Annotated in this window: 16 protein-coding genes; 7 read left to right on the plus strand and 9 right to left on the minus strand. The window is 71.2% G+C overall.

The genetic code is table 11. The features are described from left to right. Positions 1–58: 58 nt before the first annotated feature. Together AC07DU_RS22980 and AC07DU_RS22985 are read left to right on the plus strand one after the other, a co-directional pair. Positions 59–742 carry a GntR family transcriptional regulator gene (locus tag AC07DU_RS22980; RefSeq protein ID WP_479113246.1) on the plus strand — a complete coding sequence of 228 codons (684 nt, stop codon included), beginning with the start codon at positions 59–61 and terminating at the stop codon, positions 740–742. After that, on the plus strand, positions 739–2091 hold the full coding sequence (locus AC07DU_RS22985; RefSeq protein ID WP_479113248.1) for an MFS transporter: 1353 nt from the start codon (positions 739–741) through the stop codon (positions 2089–2091). The genes AC07DU_RS22980 and AC07DU_RS22985 overlap by 4 nt, the downstream gene beginning before the upstream one ends. 33 nt (positions 2092–2124) lie before the next feature. Here AC07DU_RS22985 and AC07DU_RS22990 read toward each other — a convergent pair whose 3' ends face one another. Further along, positions 2125–2955 carry a maleylpyruvate isomerase family mycothiol-dependent enzyme gene (locus tag AC07DU_RS22990; RefSeq protein WP_360896398.1) on the minus strand — a complete coding sequence of 277 codons (831 nt, stop codon included), beginning with the start codon at positions 2953–2955 and terminating at the stop codon, positions 2125–2127. 149 nt (positions 2956–3104) lie between these two features. Here AC07DU_RS22990 and AC07DU_RS22995 point away from each other — a divergent pair, with 149 nt between their 5' ends. Beyond that, positions 3105–3884: a carbon-nitrogen family hydrolase gene (locus AC07DU_RS22995; protein WP_360896401.1), complete on the plus strand. Its 780-nt coding sequence runs from the start codon at positions 3105–3107 to the stop codon at positions 3882–3884. 8 nt (positions 3885–3892) lie between these two features. On the opposite strand, the gene AC07DU_RS23000 is transcribed toward AC07DU_RS22995, so the two are convergent. Together AC07DU_RS23000 and AC07DU_RS23005 are read right to left on the minus strand one after the other, a co-directional pair. Further along, positions 3893–4261, minus strand: coding sequence for a hypothetical protein (locus AC07DU_RS23000; protein WP_479029459.1), 369 nt, complete (start codon positions 4259–4261; stop codon positions 3893–3895). A gap of 139 nt (positions 4262–4400) precedes the next feature. Beyond that, positions 4401–4898: an LURP-one-related/scramblase family protein gene (locus AC07DU_RS23005; protein WP_360896404.1), complete on the minus strand. Its 498-nt coding sequence runs from the start codon at positions 4896–4898 to the stop codon at positions 4401–4403. A gap of 32 nt (positions 4899–4930) precedes the next feature. On the opposite strand from AC07DU_RS23005, the gene AC07DU_RS23010 reads away from it, so the two are divergent. Next, positions 4931–5755 carry an ATP-grasp domain-containing protein gene (locus AC07DU_RS23010; RefSeq protein ID WP_479113250.1) on the plus strand — a complete coding sequence of 275 codons (825 nt, stop codon included), beginning with the start codon at positions 4931–4933 and terminating at the stop codon, positions 5753–5755. A gap of 7 nt (positions 5756–5762) precedes the next feature. On the opposite strand, the gene AC07DU_RS23015 is transcribed toward AC07DU_RS23010, so the two are convergent. Beyond that, positions 5763–6434, minus strand: coding sequence for a DUF4097 family beta strand repeat-containing protein (locus AC07DU_RS23015; protein WP_479113252.1), 672 nt, complete (start codon positions 6432–6434; stop codon positions 5763–5765). A 221-nt stretch (positions 6435–6655) separates the two neighbouring features. Between AC07DU_RS23015 and AC07DU_RS23020 the strand changes: the two genes are divergently transcribed. Both AC07DU_RS23020 and AC07DU_RS23025 read left to right on the plus strand, forming a co-directional pair. Beyond that, complete coding sequence (locus tag AC07DU_RS23020; protein WP_479113254.1) at positions 6656–7387, plus strand: GbsR/MarR family transcriptional regulator; 732 nt, start codon at positions 6656–6658, stop codon at positions 7385–7387. Next, entirely contained in the window at positions 7384–9246 is a 1863-nt protein-coding gene (locus AC07DU_RS23025; RefSeq protein ID WP_479113256.1) for an NHL domain-containing thioredoxin family protein, read from the plus strand. The genes AC07DU_RS23020 and AC07DU_RS23025 overlap by 4 nt, the downstream gene beginning before the upstream one ends. A 69-nt stretch (positions 9247–9315) precedes the next feature. Here AC07DU_RS23025 and AC07DU_RS23030 read toward each other — a convergent pair whose 3' ends face one another. Continuing rightward, on the minus strand, positions 9316–10608 hold the full coding sequence (locus AC07DU_RS23030) for a M18 family aminopeptidase (RefSeq protein WP_360896417.1): 1293 nt from the start codon (positions 10606–10608) through the stop codon (positions 9316–9318). 146 nt (positions 10609–10754) lie between these two features. Here AC07DU_RS23030 and AC07DU_RS23035 point away from each other — a divergent pair, with 146 nt between their 5' ends. After that, positions 10755–11972, plus strand: a complete 1218-nt coding sequence (locus AC07DU_RS23035) for an RNA-guided endonuclease InsQ/TnpB family protein (protein ID WP_479113258.1) — start codon at positions 10755–10757, stop codon at positions 11970–11972. A 116-nt stretch (positions 11973–12088) separates the two neighbouring features. Here AC07DU_RS23035 and AC07DU_RS23040 read toward each other — a convergent pair whose 3' ends face one another. The 4 genes from AC07DU_RS23040 to AC07DU_RS23055 form a co-directional block, all read right to left on the minus strand. Further along, positions 12089–12817, minus strand: a complete 729-nt coding sequence (locus AC07DU_RS23040; RefSeq protein ID WP_360896420.1) for a hypothetical protein — start codon at positions 12815–12817, stop codon at positions 12089–12091. Between the two features lie 157 nt (positions 12818–12974). Next, a complete protein-coding gene (locus tag AC07DU_RS23045) occupies positions 12975–14801 on the minus strand; it encodes an acyl-CoA dehydrogenase (RefSeq protein ID WP_360896727.1) in 1827 nt (608 codons plus the stop codon). Positions 14802–14895: 94 nt separating this feature from the next. After that, the gene (locus tag AC07DU_RS23050; RefSeq protein ID WP_479029470.1) at positions 14896–15291 is read right to left on the minus strand and encodes an ATP-binding protein; all 396 of its coding nucleotides are present in this window, start codon (positions 15289–15291) and stop codon (positions 14896–14898) included. Then, positions 15288–15497 (minus strand): hypothetical protein, encoded by a 210-nt coding sequence (locus tag AC07DU_RS23055; protein ID WP_479113260.1) that lies wholly within the window; start codon positions 15495–15497, stop codon positions 15288–15290. The genes AC07DU_RS23050 and AC07DU_RS23055 overlap by 4 nt, the downstream gene beginning before the upstream one ends. Positions 15498–15503: the final 6 nt, after the last annotated feature.

The raw sequence follows: 15503 nt of genomic DNA on the forward strand, positions 1-15503 counted from the left end.
CGGTCTTGGATGCTGAGACACGCCAAGGCTGTACCCGCCATGTATCTATCCTGTGCACATGCCGCCCTCCATATCCGCACCCGCACCGGCGCCCGCACCGGCAGCCGCCCGCGCCCCCGCCGCCGACCGCGTCTACCGGCACATCAAGCAGGGCGTCCTCGACCGCCGGTACGAGGGCGGCACGCTCCTCACCGAGGGCGAGATCGCGCAGGCCGTGGGCGTCTCCCGAACGCCGGTGCGCGAGGCGCTGCTGCGCCTGGAGACGGAGGGGCTGATCCGGCTCTACCCGAAGAAGGGCGCGCTGGTCCTGCCCGTGTCGGCGCAGGAGATCGCGGATGTGGTCGAAACCAGGCTGTTGGTCGAGGAGTTCACCGTACGGCGGGCCGTCCCGGCCCCGGCCGCGCTCCTCGCGCGGCTGGAGGAGCTGCTGCGGGCGCAGGAGCGGCACGCGGACAGCGGCGACCTGGTGGCGTTCGCGGCCGAGGACCGCTGCTTCCACGCCGAGATCGTCCGGCACGCCGGCAACCAGATCCTGTCCCGCCTCTACGACCAACTGCGTGACCGGCAGCTGAGGATGGGCGTCGCGGTGATGCACGCCCACCCGGACCGGGTCGCGCAGAACCTCGCCGAACACCGCGAGGTCCTGTCGGCGCTGCGCGCGGGCGACGCAGACCGGGCGGCGGCCTGCGTACGGGCTCACCTGGGCCGGGCCGCGACCCTGATGCGCGGGGACGCCCGGTGAGCGCCCTCGATCCTCCCGGCGGACGCAGGGCCGTCGCCGTCTGGAGCATCGGCGTCGCCGTCTACTTCGTGGCGGTGATCTTCCGCACCAGTCTGGGCGTGGCCGGCCTCGACGCCGCCGACCGCTTCCACGTCAACGCCTCCGCGCTGGCGACCTTCTCCCTCCTCCAACTGCTCCTCTACGCCGGCATGCAGATACCGGTGGGCCTGATGGTCGACCGGCTCGGCACGAAGAAGGTGCTGACGCTGGGCGCGGTGCTCTTCACCGCGGGACAGCTCGGCTTCGCGCTCTCGCCCTCCTACGGGATGGCCCTCGCCGCCCGTGCGCTGCTGGGCTGCGGCGACGCGATGACCTTCATCTCCGTACTGCGGCTCGGCACCCGCTGGTTCCCGGCCCGGCGCGGGCCGCTGGTGGCGCAGCTGGCGGGGCTGGTCGGCATGGCGGGCAACCTCGTCTCCACCCTCGTCCTGGCGCCGGTCCTGCACGGGGTCGGCTGGGTGCCGGCCTTCGCGGGCAGCGCGGTGGCGGGGCTGGTGGTCCTGGTCCCGCTCGTGCTGTTCCTGCGCGACACCCCGCAGGGGTACGAGCCGCAGCCCGCGCCGCGGGGCGGTGGCGCGGCGTTCGTACGGCGCCAGATCCGGGAGTCCTGGAACGAACCCGGCACCCGCCTCGGCCTGTGGGTGCACTTCACCACGCAGTTCCCGGCGATGGTGTTCCTGCTGCTGTGGGGCATGCCGTTCCTGGTGGAGGCGCAGGGCCTGACGCGCAGCGCCGCGGGCGGGCTGCTGACGCTGGTCGTCGCCTCGAACATGGCGCTCGGACTGGTCTACGGCCAGATCGTCGGCCGTCGCCAGGCCGCGCGGGTCCCGCTCGCCCTGGGTACGGTCGGCCTCACCGCGCTGCTCTGGGCGGCGGTGCTCGTCCACCCGGGCGACCGGGCGCCGATGTGGCTGCTGGTCACCCTGTGCGTGGTCCTCGGCTCCTGCGGCCCGGCATCGATGATCGGCTTCGACTTCGCCCGCCCGGCCAACCCGGCCGAGCGTCAGGGCACCGCCTCCGGGATCACCAACATGGGCGGTTTCGTCGCCTCGATGACGACGCTGCTGACGGTGGGCGTCCTGCTGGACGCCACCGGCGACGACTACCGGATCGCCTTCTCGACGGTGTTCGTCCTGCAGGCCCTCGGCATCACGCAGATCCTGCGCCTGCGCGGCCGCGCCCTGGCCCGCGAACACGAACGGGACAGGGAACGCGAACGCGAAACCGCCCGCGCGGCCGTCCCGGCCCAGGGCCCGGCCCCCGCCGCCTCCGCGGCCGTCCCGGCGCGACCGGGCCGGTCACCGGCCTGACCCGGCCGGGTCAGGCCGGTCCGGCCGGTCCGCCTACGGGGTCACGGCGAACTGCGTCAGGATGGCCTGCGCCAGCTCCGCGTCGCCCTCCACCTTCACCCGGTCGGCCACGTGGTGCGCCCGCACCCGCCCCGCCGCCAGCCGGACGTACGTCTCCCAGTCCAGCGTCAGCGTCACCGCCGGGCCGAGCGAGGGCGACTTGTCCACGGTCCCGCGGCCCTCGGCGTCCACCCGTACCGTCCGCATGAACTCCAGCTGCCCGTGCACGTCGATGACGACCGCCGAGTTCACCGGCGCCCCCGCCCGCTTGGCCACCACCTTCGGCAGCCCGGCCAGCAGCAGGTCCCGCGTCACGTACGCGCCGGGCGAGTCCCAGTTCCCCGGCACGCCCAGCGCCGTCCGCAGGTCCTGCTCGTGGATCCACACGTCGAACGCCCGCAGCCGCAGGGCGTGCTCCAGCGTCACCTGGTCGCCCAGCGGCCCGCGCACGATCGTGTCCGGAGCCCGCTTCTCGTTCCGCAGCTGCCGCGCCCGCCGGATGACGGTGTACTCCAGCTCCGAGGTCATCTCCGGCGCGGTGTGGTGGCGCCGTACGTCGACCTGGACCTCCATGTACCGGCTGAACTCGTCCACCACGTGCCGCAGGTCCCGCGCGACCGTGTGGATCGGCCGCGGGTCCCCGAGCTGTTCGCATTCGATGCCGATGATGTGCGACACGACATCGCGGACCGACCATCCCGGGCACGGGGTCGCCCGGTTCCACTCGCCCTCCGTCAGAGGAAGGACCAGCTCGGTTATCGCCTCGATGGAGTGCGTCCACGCGTCGGCATAGGGCTGGAGGCTGGGATGCGGATGGACGGTCAACGGGACCCCTCGCGGTGCTGTTCAGTGACGCGTTTCGGAAGCTGTGGACTCAGTTTCCAAAACTACGCTGCCGGTGAGCACCCCGGCAGTGCTTTCGTGTGACGATCGTAGGCCCGAGTTGACGGCTTGAATGCCAGGACGGTGGTAGTGTGCGCGCCTCGCTGATCCAAATCGCGGTGAATGAGGGCGAGTCGGTGTCTTCCCGGCGTGCCCGGGTGGCCGGTCTCGTACGGGAGCAATCGGACTCCGACCTCGTCGTCCTGCCCGAATTGTGGACCGTAGGAGCCTTCTCCTACGAGGAGTTCGAAACCGAGGCCGAACCGCTGGACGGCCCGACCTACGCGGCCATGTCCAAGGCCGCGCGCGACGCCGGCGTGTGGTTGCACGCCGGCTCGGTCGTGGAGCGCGCGGGCGACGGTTCGCTCTACAACACGGCCCTCGTGCTCTCCCCGGCGGGCGAGCTGGCCGCCAGCTACCGCAAGATCCACCGGTTCGGCTTCGACCAGGGCGAGGCGGTGCTCATGTCGGCCGGTGACTCGCTGACCACGGTGGAGCTGCCGGAGCAGACCCTCGGCATCGCCACCTGCTACGACCTGCGCTTCCCGGAACTGTTCCGCGGCCTGGTCGACGCCGGGGCCACCACGATGGTCGTCGCGGCGGGCTGGCCCGCGCGCCGCCGGGCGCACTGGACGCTGCTCAGCCGGGCGCGCGCCGTCGAGGACCAGTCGTACGTCCTGGCGTGCGGGCTGGCCGGGACGCACGCGGGCGTCGAGCAGGCGGGGCACAGCCTGGTGGTGGACCCGTGGGGCGAGGTCCTGGCGGAGGCGGGCCCGGGGGAGGAGGTCCTCACCGTGGACCTCGACCCGGCCAAGGTCGCCGACACCCGCGCGCAGTTCCCGGCCCTGAAGGACCGCCGCCTGGGCCGCTGACGGCTCGCTCAGCCGGTCTGGAACCACGTCCAGACCGCCAGCCCGGTGGGAACGGGGCACGCCAGGGCCCCCAGGAGGAGCATGCGGCCGGACACGCTCAGGCGGCGGACTCCGGGGGCGAAGGCCAGAGCGGTGAGCGCCGCGGCGCCGCCCACCGGGACCAGGGCCGCCCACAGGACCATGCTCCCGACCGGCGCCCCGGCCGCCGCCCCCCACACGACGGCGATGGCGAAGAGGCTGGCGAGCCAGATGAACGACATGGAGGTGGCCGCCCACAGCAGACCCGCGAGCGCGGCCACGACGGGCCGCTCGCTCCGCGCGGGCGCCGCCGGCCGCCCTGGACCGTACAAGGCCGCGTACGTGTCGGGGTTCACCATCGGTTCCTTCCCTGGGGGACGTGCCCGATCCTCGCCGCGGGAGCCCGGCCCGGCATGAGCACGGGTGCTCACCTCCTCCTGGGGTCGTACTCACGCGGGGCAGCGCGGACGCGCCCCGTCAGACGTCCTGCCGACCGCGCTACGAGGCGTCCTCCCGCTCCTTCTCCGCCATCCGGATCACGCACACGGCGACGGCGACCAGCAGCGCCGCGTCCGCGTCCTCGCGGACCACGTCCACCGCGTAGGTCTCGCGGATCCGGTACCACTGCCGCGAGATCAGCGCGAGGAGCTCCCCTTCGTACTCGACCTTGAACTCCCGGTCCAGGATCCGGCCGCTGACGTCCAGCTCGGTGCCCTCGGCCAGCGTCACGAGGTAGTGGTTGCGCAGCAGCGAGAACCGCTTCTTGCGGATCACCGCGAGCCGCCGGTCGTCCCGTTCCAGGGTCATGGCGTCGCGGAGGCTGAGCATCTTCTCCCGCAGGGTGATCAGGATCCGCCCGTCCGGGGCCTTCAGCTCCAGGGTGTCCCGGAAGCGCAGCGCCTTCCCGTCGACGAGGAAGGCGTGGCGCCCCTCCTCGTCCTCGATCCAGTAGTCGTCGCCGATGGCCAGCACTTTGTCCCGTACGAGGTATTTCATGCGCTGATCAGTGCCCGCGATAGGTTTCAGCCATGCCACTCCTCTACGTGACCGACCTGGCGTACCCGGCGCGCGGCCGCCGGTACGGCGACGAGGACATCTTCCTCACCTCCCGGCTGCGGGCCGCCGGCTTCGAACTGGCCCTGTGCCACCCGGCCGACGCGCAGGCCCTCACCACCATGGGATTCGACGCGGTGATCGTCCGCAACAGCGGCCCCGTCCTGCACTACGCCGAGGCCTACGAGGCCTTCCGCGCGGCCGCCCTCGCCGCCGGCACCCCGGTCTACAACCCGCTCACCGGCCGGGCCGACATGGCGGGCAAGCAGTACCTCCTCGACCTCACCGCCGCCGGGTACCCGGTCATCCCGACCGTCGACGACCCCGCCCGGCTGGCCGAGCTGCCACAGGCCCCGGTGTACGCCGTCAAGCCCAAGCAGGGCGCGGACTCCATCGGCCTCACCTTCACCGCGCACCCGACGGGCCCGGCCGGGGAGGTCCTCATCCAGCCGCGCGTCGACTTCGCGTACGAGGTGTCCTTCTACTTCGTCGACGACGCCTTCCAGTACGCCCTGTACGCCCCGGATCTCGCGCGCCGCTGGGAGCTGCGGCCCTACGACCCGACCGAGGCGGACCTGGCCTTCGCCCGCACCTTCATCGCGTGGAACACCCTCAGCCACGGCATCCAGCGCGTCGACGCCTGCCGGGCCCCCTCGGGGGAGCTGCTGCTCGTCGAACTGGAGGACCTGAACCCGTACCTGTCGCTGGACCTCGTCCCGGAGCGGGTGCAGGACGCCTTCGTCGCAGCGCTCACCCGCTCCCTGCGCTCCTTCCTGTCCGGCCACTCCGGCACCGCCTGAGCGCTCCTCAGAGGCTGCGGGCGGTGATGTCGCCGTAGGCGGTGGTCGCGTGGATGCTCAGGCCGGCGTCGGCGCCGCCGGTGTTCATGAGGCCGTTGTGGATCCGCCCGTAGCCGGTGCCGGCGTCCAGGGAGGCGCTGACGCCGCGGGCGGCGCCGACGGACACGTCACCCGCTTCGGTGCGCAGGGTGATCGTGCCGTGCACGGCCTCGGCGATCCGGATGTCGCCCTTCTGGGTGCTGATCCGGGCGGGGCCGCCCAGGCGGCCGACCGAGACGTCGCCGGCGAGCAGGGTGACGTGGGCGCCCGCGGTCTCGTCGAGCTTGACCGAGCCCTGCGCGCCCTCAAGGGTGACGTCGCCGAGCCGCCCGACGCCCCGGAACTCGGCGTCGGCCGCCTTCGCCTCGACGCGGGAACCGGCGGGCAGCTGGACGGTGACCTCGACGGATCCGGAGCTGCCCAGGATCCGGTTCTTGGCCGGTGCGGCCGTGATCCGCAGGACGCCGTCGCCGTATTCGACGGTGGTCTGCTCAGCCGCCTTCACGTCGCGGCCGTCGGAGGCGTCCGCGGGCAGGATCTCGACGGTGGTGTCGCCGCGGTCGGCGGCGATGAAGCGGATGCGTCCCGCGGGGATGTCGAGGAGGGCGGCGATCGGGGCGGCGGTGGTGAACTTCTGCATGGTCTTTTCCTTCGGTTCGTTGTTTCCGATGAGGGAAAAGCTACGTTGCGTTCAGAGTTCCTTCAATGGATTCTTTGCGCAGTAAAGCCATCTATGCAGGTCAGATCCGCAGAATCATTGCAACGGGGCTAGCGGTTAACGCAACGCCGCCACTCATCCATTGCAATGGCCTATAAGTGAACGCTATGCTGGCGGCATCAAGGACAGCGAAGGAGACCGCGATGCCGGGAGGCAGGCTCACCCAGGCGGAACGCCAGCAGATCGCTCTGGGAGTGGCCGGCGGCCTCCCCTACGCGGAGATCGCCCGGCGTCTCGACCGCCCGACCTCGACGATCACGCGCGAGGTGATGCGCAACGGCGGCCCCACCGCCTACCGCGCCGACCTGGCCCACCGCGCGACCGAACAACGCGCCCGCCGACGCACCCGGACCGCGCCCCCGGAGCCGCAGGCACCCCCGCAGCCCCACGGACGGGACGCCGAGGCGGTGCGGGAGTACGAGGAACGGTTCACCACCGTCCTCATCGCCTCGGGCACGCCCAAGATGATGGCCCGGGTCCTGACCTGCCTCTACACCACCGACGCCGGCAGCCTCACCGCGGCGGAACTCGTCCAGCGGCTCCAGGTCAGCCCGGCGTCCGTCTCCAAGGCGATCGCGTTCCTCGAAAGCCAGGGCCTCGTCCGCCGGGAACGCGACGAGCGCCGCCGCGAGCGCTACGTGGTCGACGACGACGTCTGGTACCAGTCCGTGATGGCCAGCGCCCGCGGCACCGCCCAGCTCGTCGAGACCGCACGCCAGGGCGTCGCCGTCCTCGGCGCCCACACCCCGGCCGCCACCCGGCTCGAAAACATCGCCCGCTTCGTCGACTTCGTCTCCGAGAGCATCACGCGCGCCGCGGAGCAGGCCCGAGAGGTCCTCCACACGAAACCGGCGGATGGCAAGCTTGAAGGATGAACGATGCTGCCGCGGCGCCCACCCCTGCGCCCACCTCCGCGCCCGCACCCCGTAAGCGTGCCCGAGTCCGTGCCCCCGAGCTGATCGGCAAGGGCGGCTGGCTGAACACCGGGGGCAAGGAGCTCACCCTCGCCGACCTGCGAGGTAAGTGCGTTGTCTTGGATTTTTGGACGTTCTGCTGCGTCAACTGCCTGCACGTCCTCGACGAGCTGCGCGAGTTGGAGGAGAAGCACCGCGACACCCTCGTGATCGTCGGCGTGCACTCGCCGAAGTTCGTCCACGAGGCCGAGCACGCCGCCGTCGTCGACGCCGTCGAGCGCTACGAGGTGCACCACCCGGTGCTGGACGATCCCGAGCTCGCGACTTGGAAGCAGTACGCCGTACGGGCCTGGCCCACGCTCGTCGTGATCGACCCCGAGGGGTACATCGTCGCCCAGCACGCCGGCGAGGGGCACGCGCACGCCCTCGCGCGGCTCGTCGAGGAGCTGGAGGCCGAGCACGAGGCCAAGGGCACCCTGCGGCGCGGCGACGGGCCGTACGTGGCGCCCGAGCCCGTCGCGAGCGACCTGCGCTTCCCCGGGAAGGCGCTGCTGCTGCCCTCCGGGAACTTCCTCGTCTCCGACTCGACGCGGCACCAGCTCGTCGAGCTGGCCGCCGACGGGGAGAGCGTCGTACGGCGGATCGGGAGCGGCTCGCGCGGTTTCACCGCGGAGAGCTTCAACGAGCCGCAGGGGCTCGCCCTGCTCCCCGATGGCAGGGTGGTCGTCGCGGACACGGTCAATCACGCGCTGCGCGTCCTCGACCTGGAGAGCGGGGCCGTGGAGACCGTCGCCGGGACCGGGCGCCAGTGGTGGCAGGGCTCGCCGACCTCCGGGCCGGCCCTCGAAGTCGACCTGTCCTCGCCGTGGGACGTGGCCTGGTGGCAGGGCAAGGTGTGGATCGCCATGGCCGGTGTGCACCAGCTGTGGACGTGGGATCCGGCGGAGGGGACGGTCGAGGTCGCGGCCGGCACCACCAACGAGGGGCTGCACGACGGGCCGGCCGCCGAGGCCTGGTTCGCCCAGCCGTCGGGGCTCGCGGCCGCCGGGGACCGGCTGTGGATCGCCGACTCCGAGACCAGCGCCCTGCGGTACGTGACGCCGGCCCCCGACCCCTCCGACGGCTACGTCATCACCTCCGCCGTCGGGACCGGCCTGTTCGACTTCGGGCACCGCGACGGCGAAGCGGGCCAGGCCCTGCTCCAGCACCCGCTCGGGGTGACCGCCCTGCCCGACGGTTCGGTCGCGGTGTGCGACACGTACAACCACGCGCTGCGCAGGTACGACCCCGCCACCGGCGAGGTGTCCACGCTCGCCACCGACCTGCGCGAGCCCAGCGACGCCGTGCTGGTCGGCGGGGACATCGTGGTCGTCGAGTCCGCCCGGCACCGCCTGACGCGGCTGCGCCTCCCGGAGGAGGCCGTACGGGTGGACGCGGTCGCCCACCGTACGCAGCGGGCCGCCACCGAGGTGGCCCCCGGCACGCTCCGCCTCGACGTGGTCTTCCAGGCCCCGGCCGGGCAGAAGCTCGACACCCGCTACGGGCCGTCCACCCGCCTGCTGGTCTCCTCGACCCCGCCCGAGCTGCTGGCGGGCGGCGAGGGCGCCGGGACCGACCTGTTCCGGGAACTCACGCTGAACCCGGAGCTGACCGAGGGCGTCCTGCACGTCTCCGCGATGGCGGCGTCCTGCGACGACGCCCCGGACAACGAGTACCCCGCCTGCCACGTCCACCAGCAGGACTGGGGCGTTCCGCTGCGGATCACCCCGGGAGCCGCGACCCGCCTCCCGCTCGTCCTCGCCGGGATGGACGACGCCTGACGCCCAAGGCCCCGGCCGGTCGGCGCGTCAGCCGCCTTCGGCCGGGGCCTTGGACCGGGGCCTGGGGGCTCAGCCCTCCAGGAAGGCCACCAGAGCGTTCGCCAGCATGAACGGGTCGTCGGCGCCGCACAGTTCGCGGGCGCTGTGCATCGAGAGGATCGCGACGCCGATGTCCACGGTCTGGATGCCGTGGCGGGCGGCCGTGATCGGGCCGATCGTCGTGCCGCACGGCATCGAGTTGTTGGAGACGAAGGTCTGCCACGGCACGCCGGCCCGCTCGCACGCGCTGGCGAACACCGCGCGCCCGCTGCCGTCCGTCGCGTACCGCTGGTTGACGTTGACCTTGAGGATCGGGCCGCCGTTGGCGCGCGGGTGGTGCGTGGGGTCGTGGCGCTCGCCGTAGTTGGGGTGCACGGCGTGCCCGGTGTCCGAGGACAGGCAGATGGTGCCGGCGAAGGCCCGCGCGCGGTCCTCGTAGGTACCTCCGCGCGCGAAGACTGAACGTTCCAGCACGTTCCCCAGCAGCGGTCCGTCCGCGCCCGTGTCCGACTGCGAGCCGTTCTCCTCGTGGTCGAAGGCGGCCAGGACGGGGATGTGGTCCAGCTTCTCGGCGCCGGACACCGCGGCCAGCGCCGCGACGCCCGCGTGCACCGACAGCAGGTTGTCCATGCGGGGGCCGGCGACCAGCTCGCGGTCGCGGCCGAGGTACGCGGGCGGCTCGATGGAGTGGACCATCAGGTCCCAGCCCGCCACCGAGCCCTGCTCCAGGCCCTCTTCCTCCTCCAGGAAGGAGATCAGGTCGCCCTCCTGGACCTCGCCCAGCCCCCAGATCGGCTGCATGTGCCGCTGCTTGTCGAGCTTGAGGCCGTCGGTGTTCACCGACCGGTCCAGGTGCACGGCGAGTTGGGGGACGCGCAGCAGCGCGCGGTCCACGTTCACCAGGCGCTCGGTGCCGTCGCGCAGGGTCAACCGCCCGGCCAGGCCCAGGTCCCGGTCCAGCCAGGTGTTGAGGAGGGTGCCGCCGTAGATCTCCACGGCGATCTGCCGCCAGCCCTGCGAGCCCGTGTCCGGCAGCGGCTTGACCCGCAGGTTGGGCGAGTCGGTGTGGGCGCCGACGATCCTGAACGGGGTGTGCGCGGCCGCGTCTTCGGGGACGTACCAGGCGATGAGCGCACCGCCGCGGAGCACGAACTTGCCCCCGGTGCCCGCATCCCAGGCGTCCGTTTCCGACAGCTGCCTGAAACCGGCCTTCTCCAACCGCTCGGCCGCGTTGGCCACGGCGTGGTACGGCGACGGACTGGCCGTCAGGAAGGTCATCAGGTCGTCGGTGTGGCCGCGGTCGAAGCGGGCGGGAGAGCTCATCCCAATCTCCTTGCGTGGATATCGCCGGCTTTCGCCGGGGGAGGAAACGCATCCATGGCTCGGAGCCGCGCGGCGGCGGTGTGCCGTCGCGTGATGCTGTGACCTGTGCTTGTGTTCGTATCTCGGCTGCCCCTACCGTCCGGGGCGTGGGGACTTATTCCGTGAAGCGGGCCTTCAAGTACCGCTTCTATCCGACCGATGCGCAGGCGGCTGAGCTGTCGCGGACGTTCGGGTGCGTGCGGAAGGTCTACAACCTGGCCCTCGCCGCCCGCGGCGAGGCCTGGTCGACGGGTCAGGAACGGGTGGGCTACGGGCAGACGTCGGCGCTGCTCACCGGCTGGAAGAAGACGGAGGAGTTGGCTTATCTGGCCGAGGTGTCCTCGGTTCCGCTCCAGCAGGCGCTCAGGCACTTGCAGAGCGCTTTCGTGGGGTTCTGGGCGAAGCGGTCGAAGTACCCCCGCTTCAAATCGAAGCGCAAGTCCCGGGCGAGCGCCGAGTACACCCGCAGTGCGTTCCGCTACGCAGACGGCCGCCTGACGCTGGCGAAGCTGGCGGAGCCGTTGGACATCGTGTGGTCCCGCCCCTTGCCTGAGGGTGTGATGCCGACGATGGTCACGGTCTCCAGGGACAGTGCGGGGCGCTGGTTCGTGTCCCTGTTGTGCGAGGACACCCCGGCCCCGATGCCCGCCACGAGAGCGGCGGTCGGTATCGACGCCGGGCTGACGGCCCTGGTCACCCTCTCCACCGGGGAGAAAGTCGAGAACCCGAAGCACGAGCGCAAGGATCGGGAGCGTCTGGCGCGCGCGCAGCGGGCGTTGTCCCGCAAGGAGAAGGGATCGGCGAACCGGGCGAAGGCCCGCACCCGGGTGGCCAGGATCCATGCGCGTATCGCCGACCGGCGCCGAGATCACCTGCACAAACTGACGACTCGACTCGTGCGCGAAAACCAAACGCTTGTGATCGAGGACCTCACCGTCCGCAACATGCTCCAGAACCACAAGCTCGCCCGCGCCATCAGCGACGCGGCATGGCGTGAGCTGCGGTCCATGCTTGAGTACAAGGCAACCTGGCACGGGCGTGAGCTGATCACAGTAGACCGGTGGTTCCCCAGCACGCACCTGTGCTCGAAGTGCGGGGCGCCGGCCGACAGGATGTCCCTGAACGTCCGCGAGTGGACGTGCGACACCTGCGGGACGACCCACGACCGGGACGAGAACGCAGCGATCAATCTTCTGGCCGCCGGGCTGGCGGTTTCTGCCTGTGGAACGGGTGTCAGACCTCAACGGGAGTCCTCCTCTCGGCCGGGGCGGTCCGTGGTGAAGCAGGAAAAACCACCCGCGAGGGTGGGAACCCCCTCCCGGTAGGGAGAGGAGGAAGCCAAGTGGTTCACCTTAACGGGAGTGTTCACCGTCTCCGGACTACGGCTGACAGCCGAGAGGTCGGGGGCCGCAGGGGGTGTGATCTGCGGTCCGTTCGATTCTCAGCCCGGCGGGCGCTCGAATCGGCGTTGCAGCTGTCTGCGCTCGCCCCGGCGGATGCGGGGCAGCATCTCCGGGGTCTGCGGGGAGCGCTGCGCGCGTCTCTTGCGTCCGGCGCAGAAGATACAGGCCTCGCCGGGCGGCGCGTCGGGGTCGATGGGGGCTCCGGGGTGTTCGGAGCAGCCCGAGGCGTTGCGCGGCCGGGACAGTTCGCGGGCGACGATGAAGGCGCGGTGGAGGTCGTCGGCGATGCGGACGAAGTCCTCGGGGGGCGAGGACAGGCTCAGGTGGAAGCGCTGGTCCTCGACGGTACGCAGGCACTGGCGCAGCGCCGCGAGCGTGTACGGGCCCTCCGGTACGGGATAGCCGAGGCGGCGCTGCTCGCCGGCGGGCCCGGCGGTCCGGGCGCCCTGCAGCCGCCGTCCGAGGCGGCGCCGGGCGTTGCAGATGAGGCAGCGGCCCCAGCCTTCGGGCGCCTCGGGGTCGAGCGCGCCGTTGGGGTGCTCGGGGCAGCCGGTGTAGCTCTTGGCGGGGGCCAGTGCCGCGGCGGTCTGGAAGGCCACGTAGAGCGCGTCGGCGATGCCGTCGTACTCGGCGGGGTGGGAGCCGTCGTACAGCTCGCGGAGGTGGTCGCCGAGGCTGCCCAGGGTCGCCTGCAGCTCCTTGAGGGCATACGGCCGCCCGGTGGGGACGGAATACCCCCTGCTGCCGTGCTGATCCTGTGGACTCATGCCTACGAGCGTCCCATGAACGACTGACAACGCGGGAAAACCGCAGGACAGGGCCCTGCGGCCGGGGCGGGGACGGCAGCCGGTACAGCGGCCGGAACAGCAGCGGCCGGGCCTCCGTGCGGAGACCCGGCCGGTGAGGACGGCGTGGCGGCGCAGCCTAGAAGGCGGCCTCGTCGAGCTCCATGAGGGAGTTGTCGACGACCTCGGCCAGCTGGCGCTGGACCGAGACGCCCGGGAGGACCTGGGCCGCGAAGAACTTCGCGGCGGCGATCTTGCCCGTGTAGAAGGGGACGTCCTTCGCGGAGGCGCCCGCCAGCTTCTCGGCGGCCACGGCGGCGCCCTTGAGCAGCAGGTATCCGACGACCACGTCGCCGGAGGCCATCAGCAGGCGGGTGGTGTTCTGGCCGACCTTGTAGATGTTCTTGACGTCCTCGCCGGTGGCGGTGAGGTCGACGATCATCTGGCCGACGATGGCCTCCAGGTCCACGGCGGCCTTGGCGAGCGCGTCGCGGGCGTCGGCCAGCTCCTCGCCGCCGACGGCCTCGGCCAGGAACTTCTTGATCGTCTCGGAGAGGACGTTCAGCGCGGCACCCTGGTCGCGGACGATCTTCCGGAAGAAGAAGTCCTGCCCCTGGATGGCGGTGGTGCCCTCGTAGAGGGTGTCGATCTTGGCGTCGCGGATGTACTGCTCGATCGGGTATTCCTGGAGGTAACCGGAACCGCCGAAGGTCTGCAGCGACTGCGCGAGCAGCTCGTAGGACTTCTCCGAGCCGTAGCCCTTGACGATCGGCAGGAGCAGGTCGTTCAGGCCGACGAGGGACGCGGTGTCCTCACCGGCGGCCTGCTTGACCTGGATCTCGTCCTGGACGGTGGCCGTGTACAGGACCAGGGCGCGCATGCCCTCGGCGTACGCCTTCTGCGTCATGAGCGAGCGGCGGACGTCGGGGTGGTGCGTGATGGTGACCTTGGGCGCGGTCTTGTCCATGAAGTTCGCCAGGTCCGGGCCCTGCACGCGCTCCTTGGCGTACTCCAGCGCGTTGAGGTAGCCGGTGGAGAGGGTGGCGATGGCCTTCGTGCCGACCATCATCCGGGCGAACTCGATGATCATGAACATCTGGCGGATGCCGTCGTGCTTGTCACCGATCAGCCAGCCCTTGGCGGGGTGCTGGTCGCCGAAGGTCATCTCGCACGTGTTGGAGGCCTTGAGGCCCATCTTGTGCTCGACGTTCGTGGCGTAGACGCCGTTGCGCTCGCCCAGCTCGCCGGTCTCCCAGTCGAAGTGGAACTTCGGGACGAGGAAGAGGGACAGGCCCTTGGTGCCCGGGCCGTGGCCCTCGGGGCGCGCGAGGACGTAGTGGAGGATGTTCTCCTCCATGTCGTGCTCACCCGAGGTGATGAAGCGCTTCACGCCCTCGATGTGCCAGGAGCCGTCGGCCTGCTGGATCGCCTTGGTGCGGCCCGCGCCCACGTCCGAGCCGGCGTCCGGCTCGGTGAGGACCATGGTGGAGCCCCAGCGCTTCTCGACGGCGATCTGGGCGATCTTCTTCTGCGCCTCGTTGCCCTCTTCGAAGAGGACGCCGGCGAACGCCGGGCCGGAGGAGTACATCCACACGGCCGGGTTCGAGCCGAGCAGCAGCTCCGCGTAGGCCCAGATGAGGGAGCGGGGCGAGGTGGTGCCGCCGATCTCCTCGGGCAGGCCCAGGCGCCAGTACTCCGAGTCCATGAAGGCTTCGTAGCTCTTCTTGAAGGAGGCCGGGACCGGCGCGGTGTTGGTGGCCGGGTCGAAGACCGGCGGGTTGCGGTCGGCGTCCGCGAAGGACTCGGCCAGCTCGTTCTCGGCGAGGCGCGCGAGCTCGGCGAGGATGCTCTTGGCGGTCTCGGTGTCCATCTCCTCGAACGGACCGGTGCCGTACTGCTTGTCGCGTCCGAGCACCTCGAAGAGGTTGAACTCGATGTCGCGGAGATTCGACTTGTAGTGCCCCATGGCGACGGCTCCGTTAAGGCTCGGGGAGACAGGTTCCTCGTACATACCAATCGGTAACGTAATAATGCTACCCGCGAGTAATAAGGTGCAACCCCTACTGTCTCGACTGTGACGACTCTCTCGGCAGCTCGCACCAGACCGTCTTGCCGTCCGGGGCCCTGCGCACCCCCCACCGCAGCGCTACGGCGGCCAGCAGCGCCAGCCCCCGCCCGGACTCGTCGCAGTCGGCCGCCGCGCTGCGCTGTACGGGCCAGGCGTGCGGGGCGGGGTCGGTGAGCTCGACCCGCGTACGGGCTGCCCTTCCGCTTCCGCTGATCCGCAGGGTGACGGGGGTGCCTTCGCCGACGTGGGTGATGACGTTGGTGAGCAGCTCGCTGACGCACAGCTCGGCGTCGGGGCTGGCGTCGGCCCCGAGGTGCTCGCGCACGGCGTGACGGAGGAGGGGGACGGCCATCGGGACGGCGAGCAGGTGGACGGTGAGGGCGTTCACCGCCCGCTGGCCAGGGCGTCGGCCAGTCGCCGGGCGGTGGCCAGGTTGCAGTTGCCGAGGCTGATCAGGGGTGGGGTGGCGTAGCTCCCGGCGTACGAGAGGAGGTGCAGTTCGAGGGAGGGGAGGGTGATCCCATGCCCTGCGAGGGCTGCGCGGAGCCGGTCGAGGCATTCGGTGGCCTCGCGGTCGTGGGTGTGGCTGTCCATGGCAGT

Source organism: Streptomyces sp. NPDC045695 (assembly GCF_056432025.1).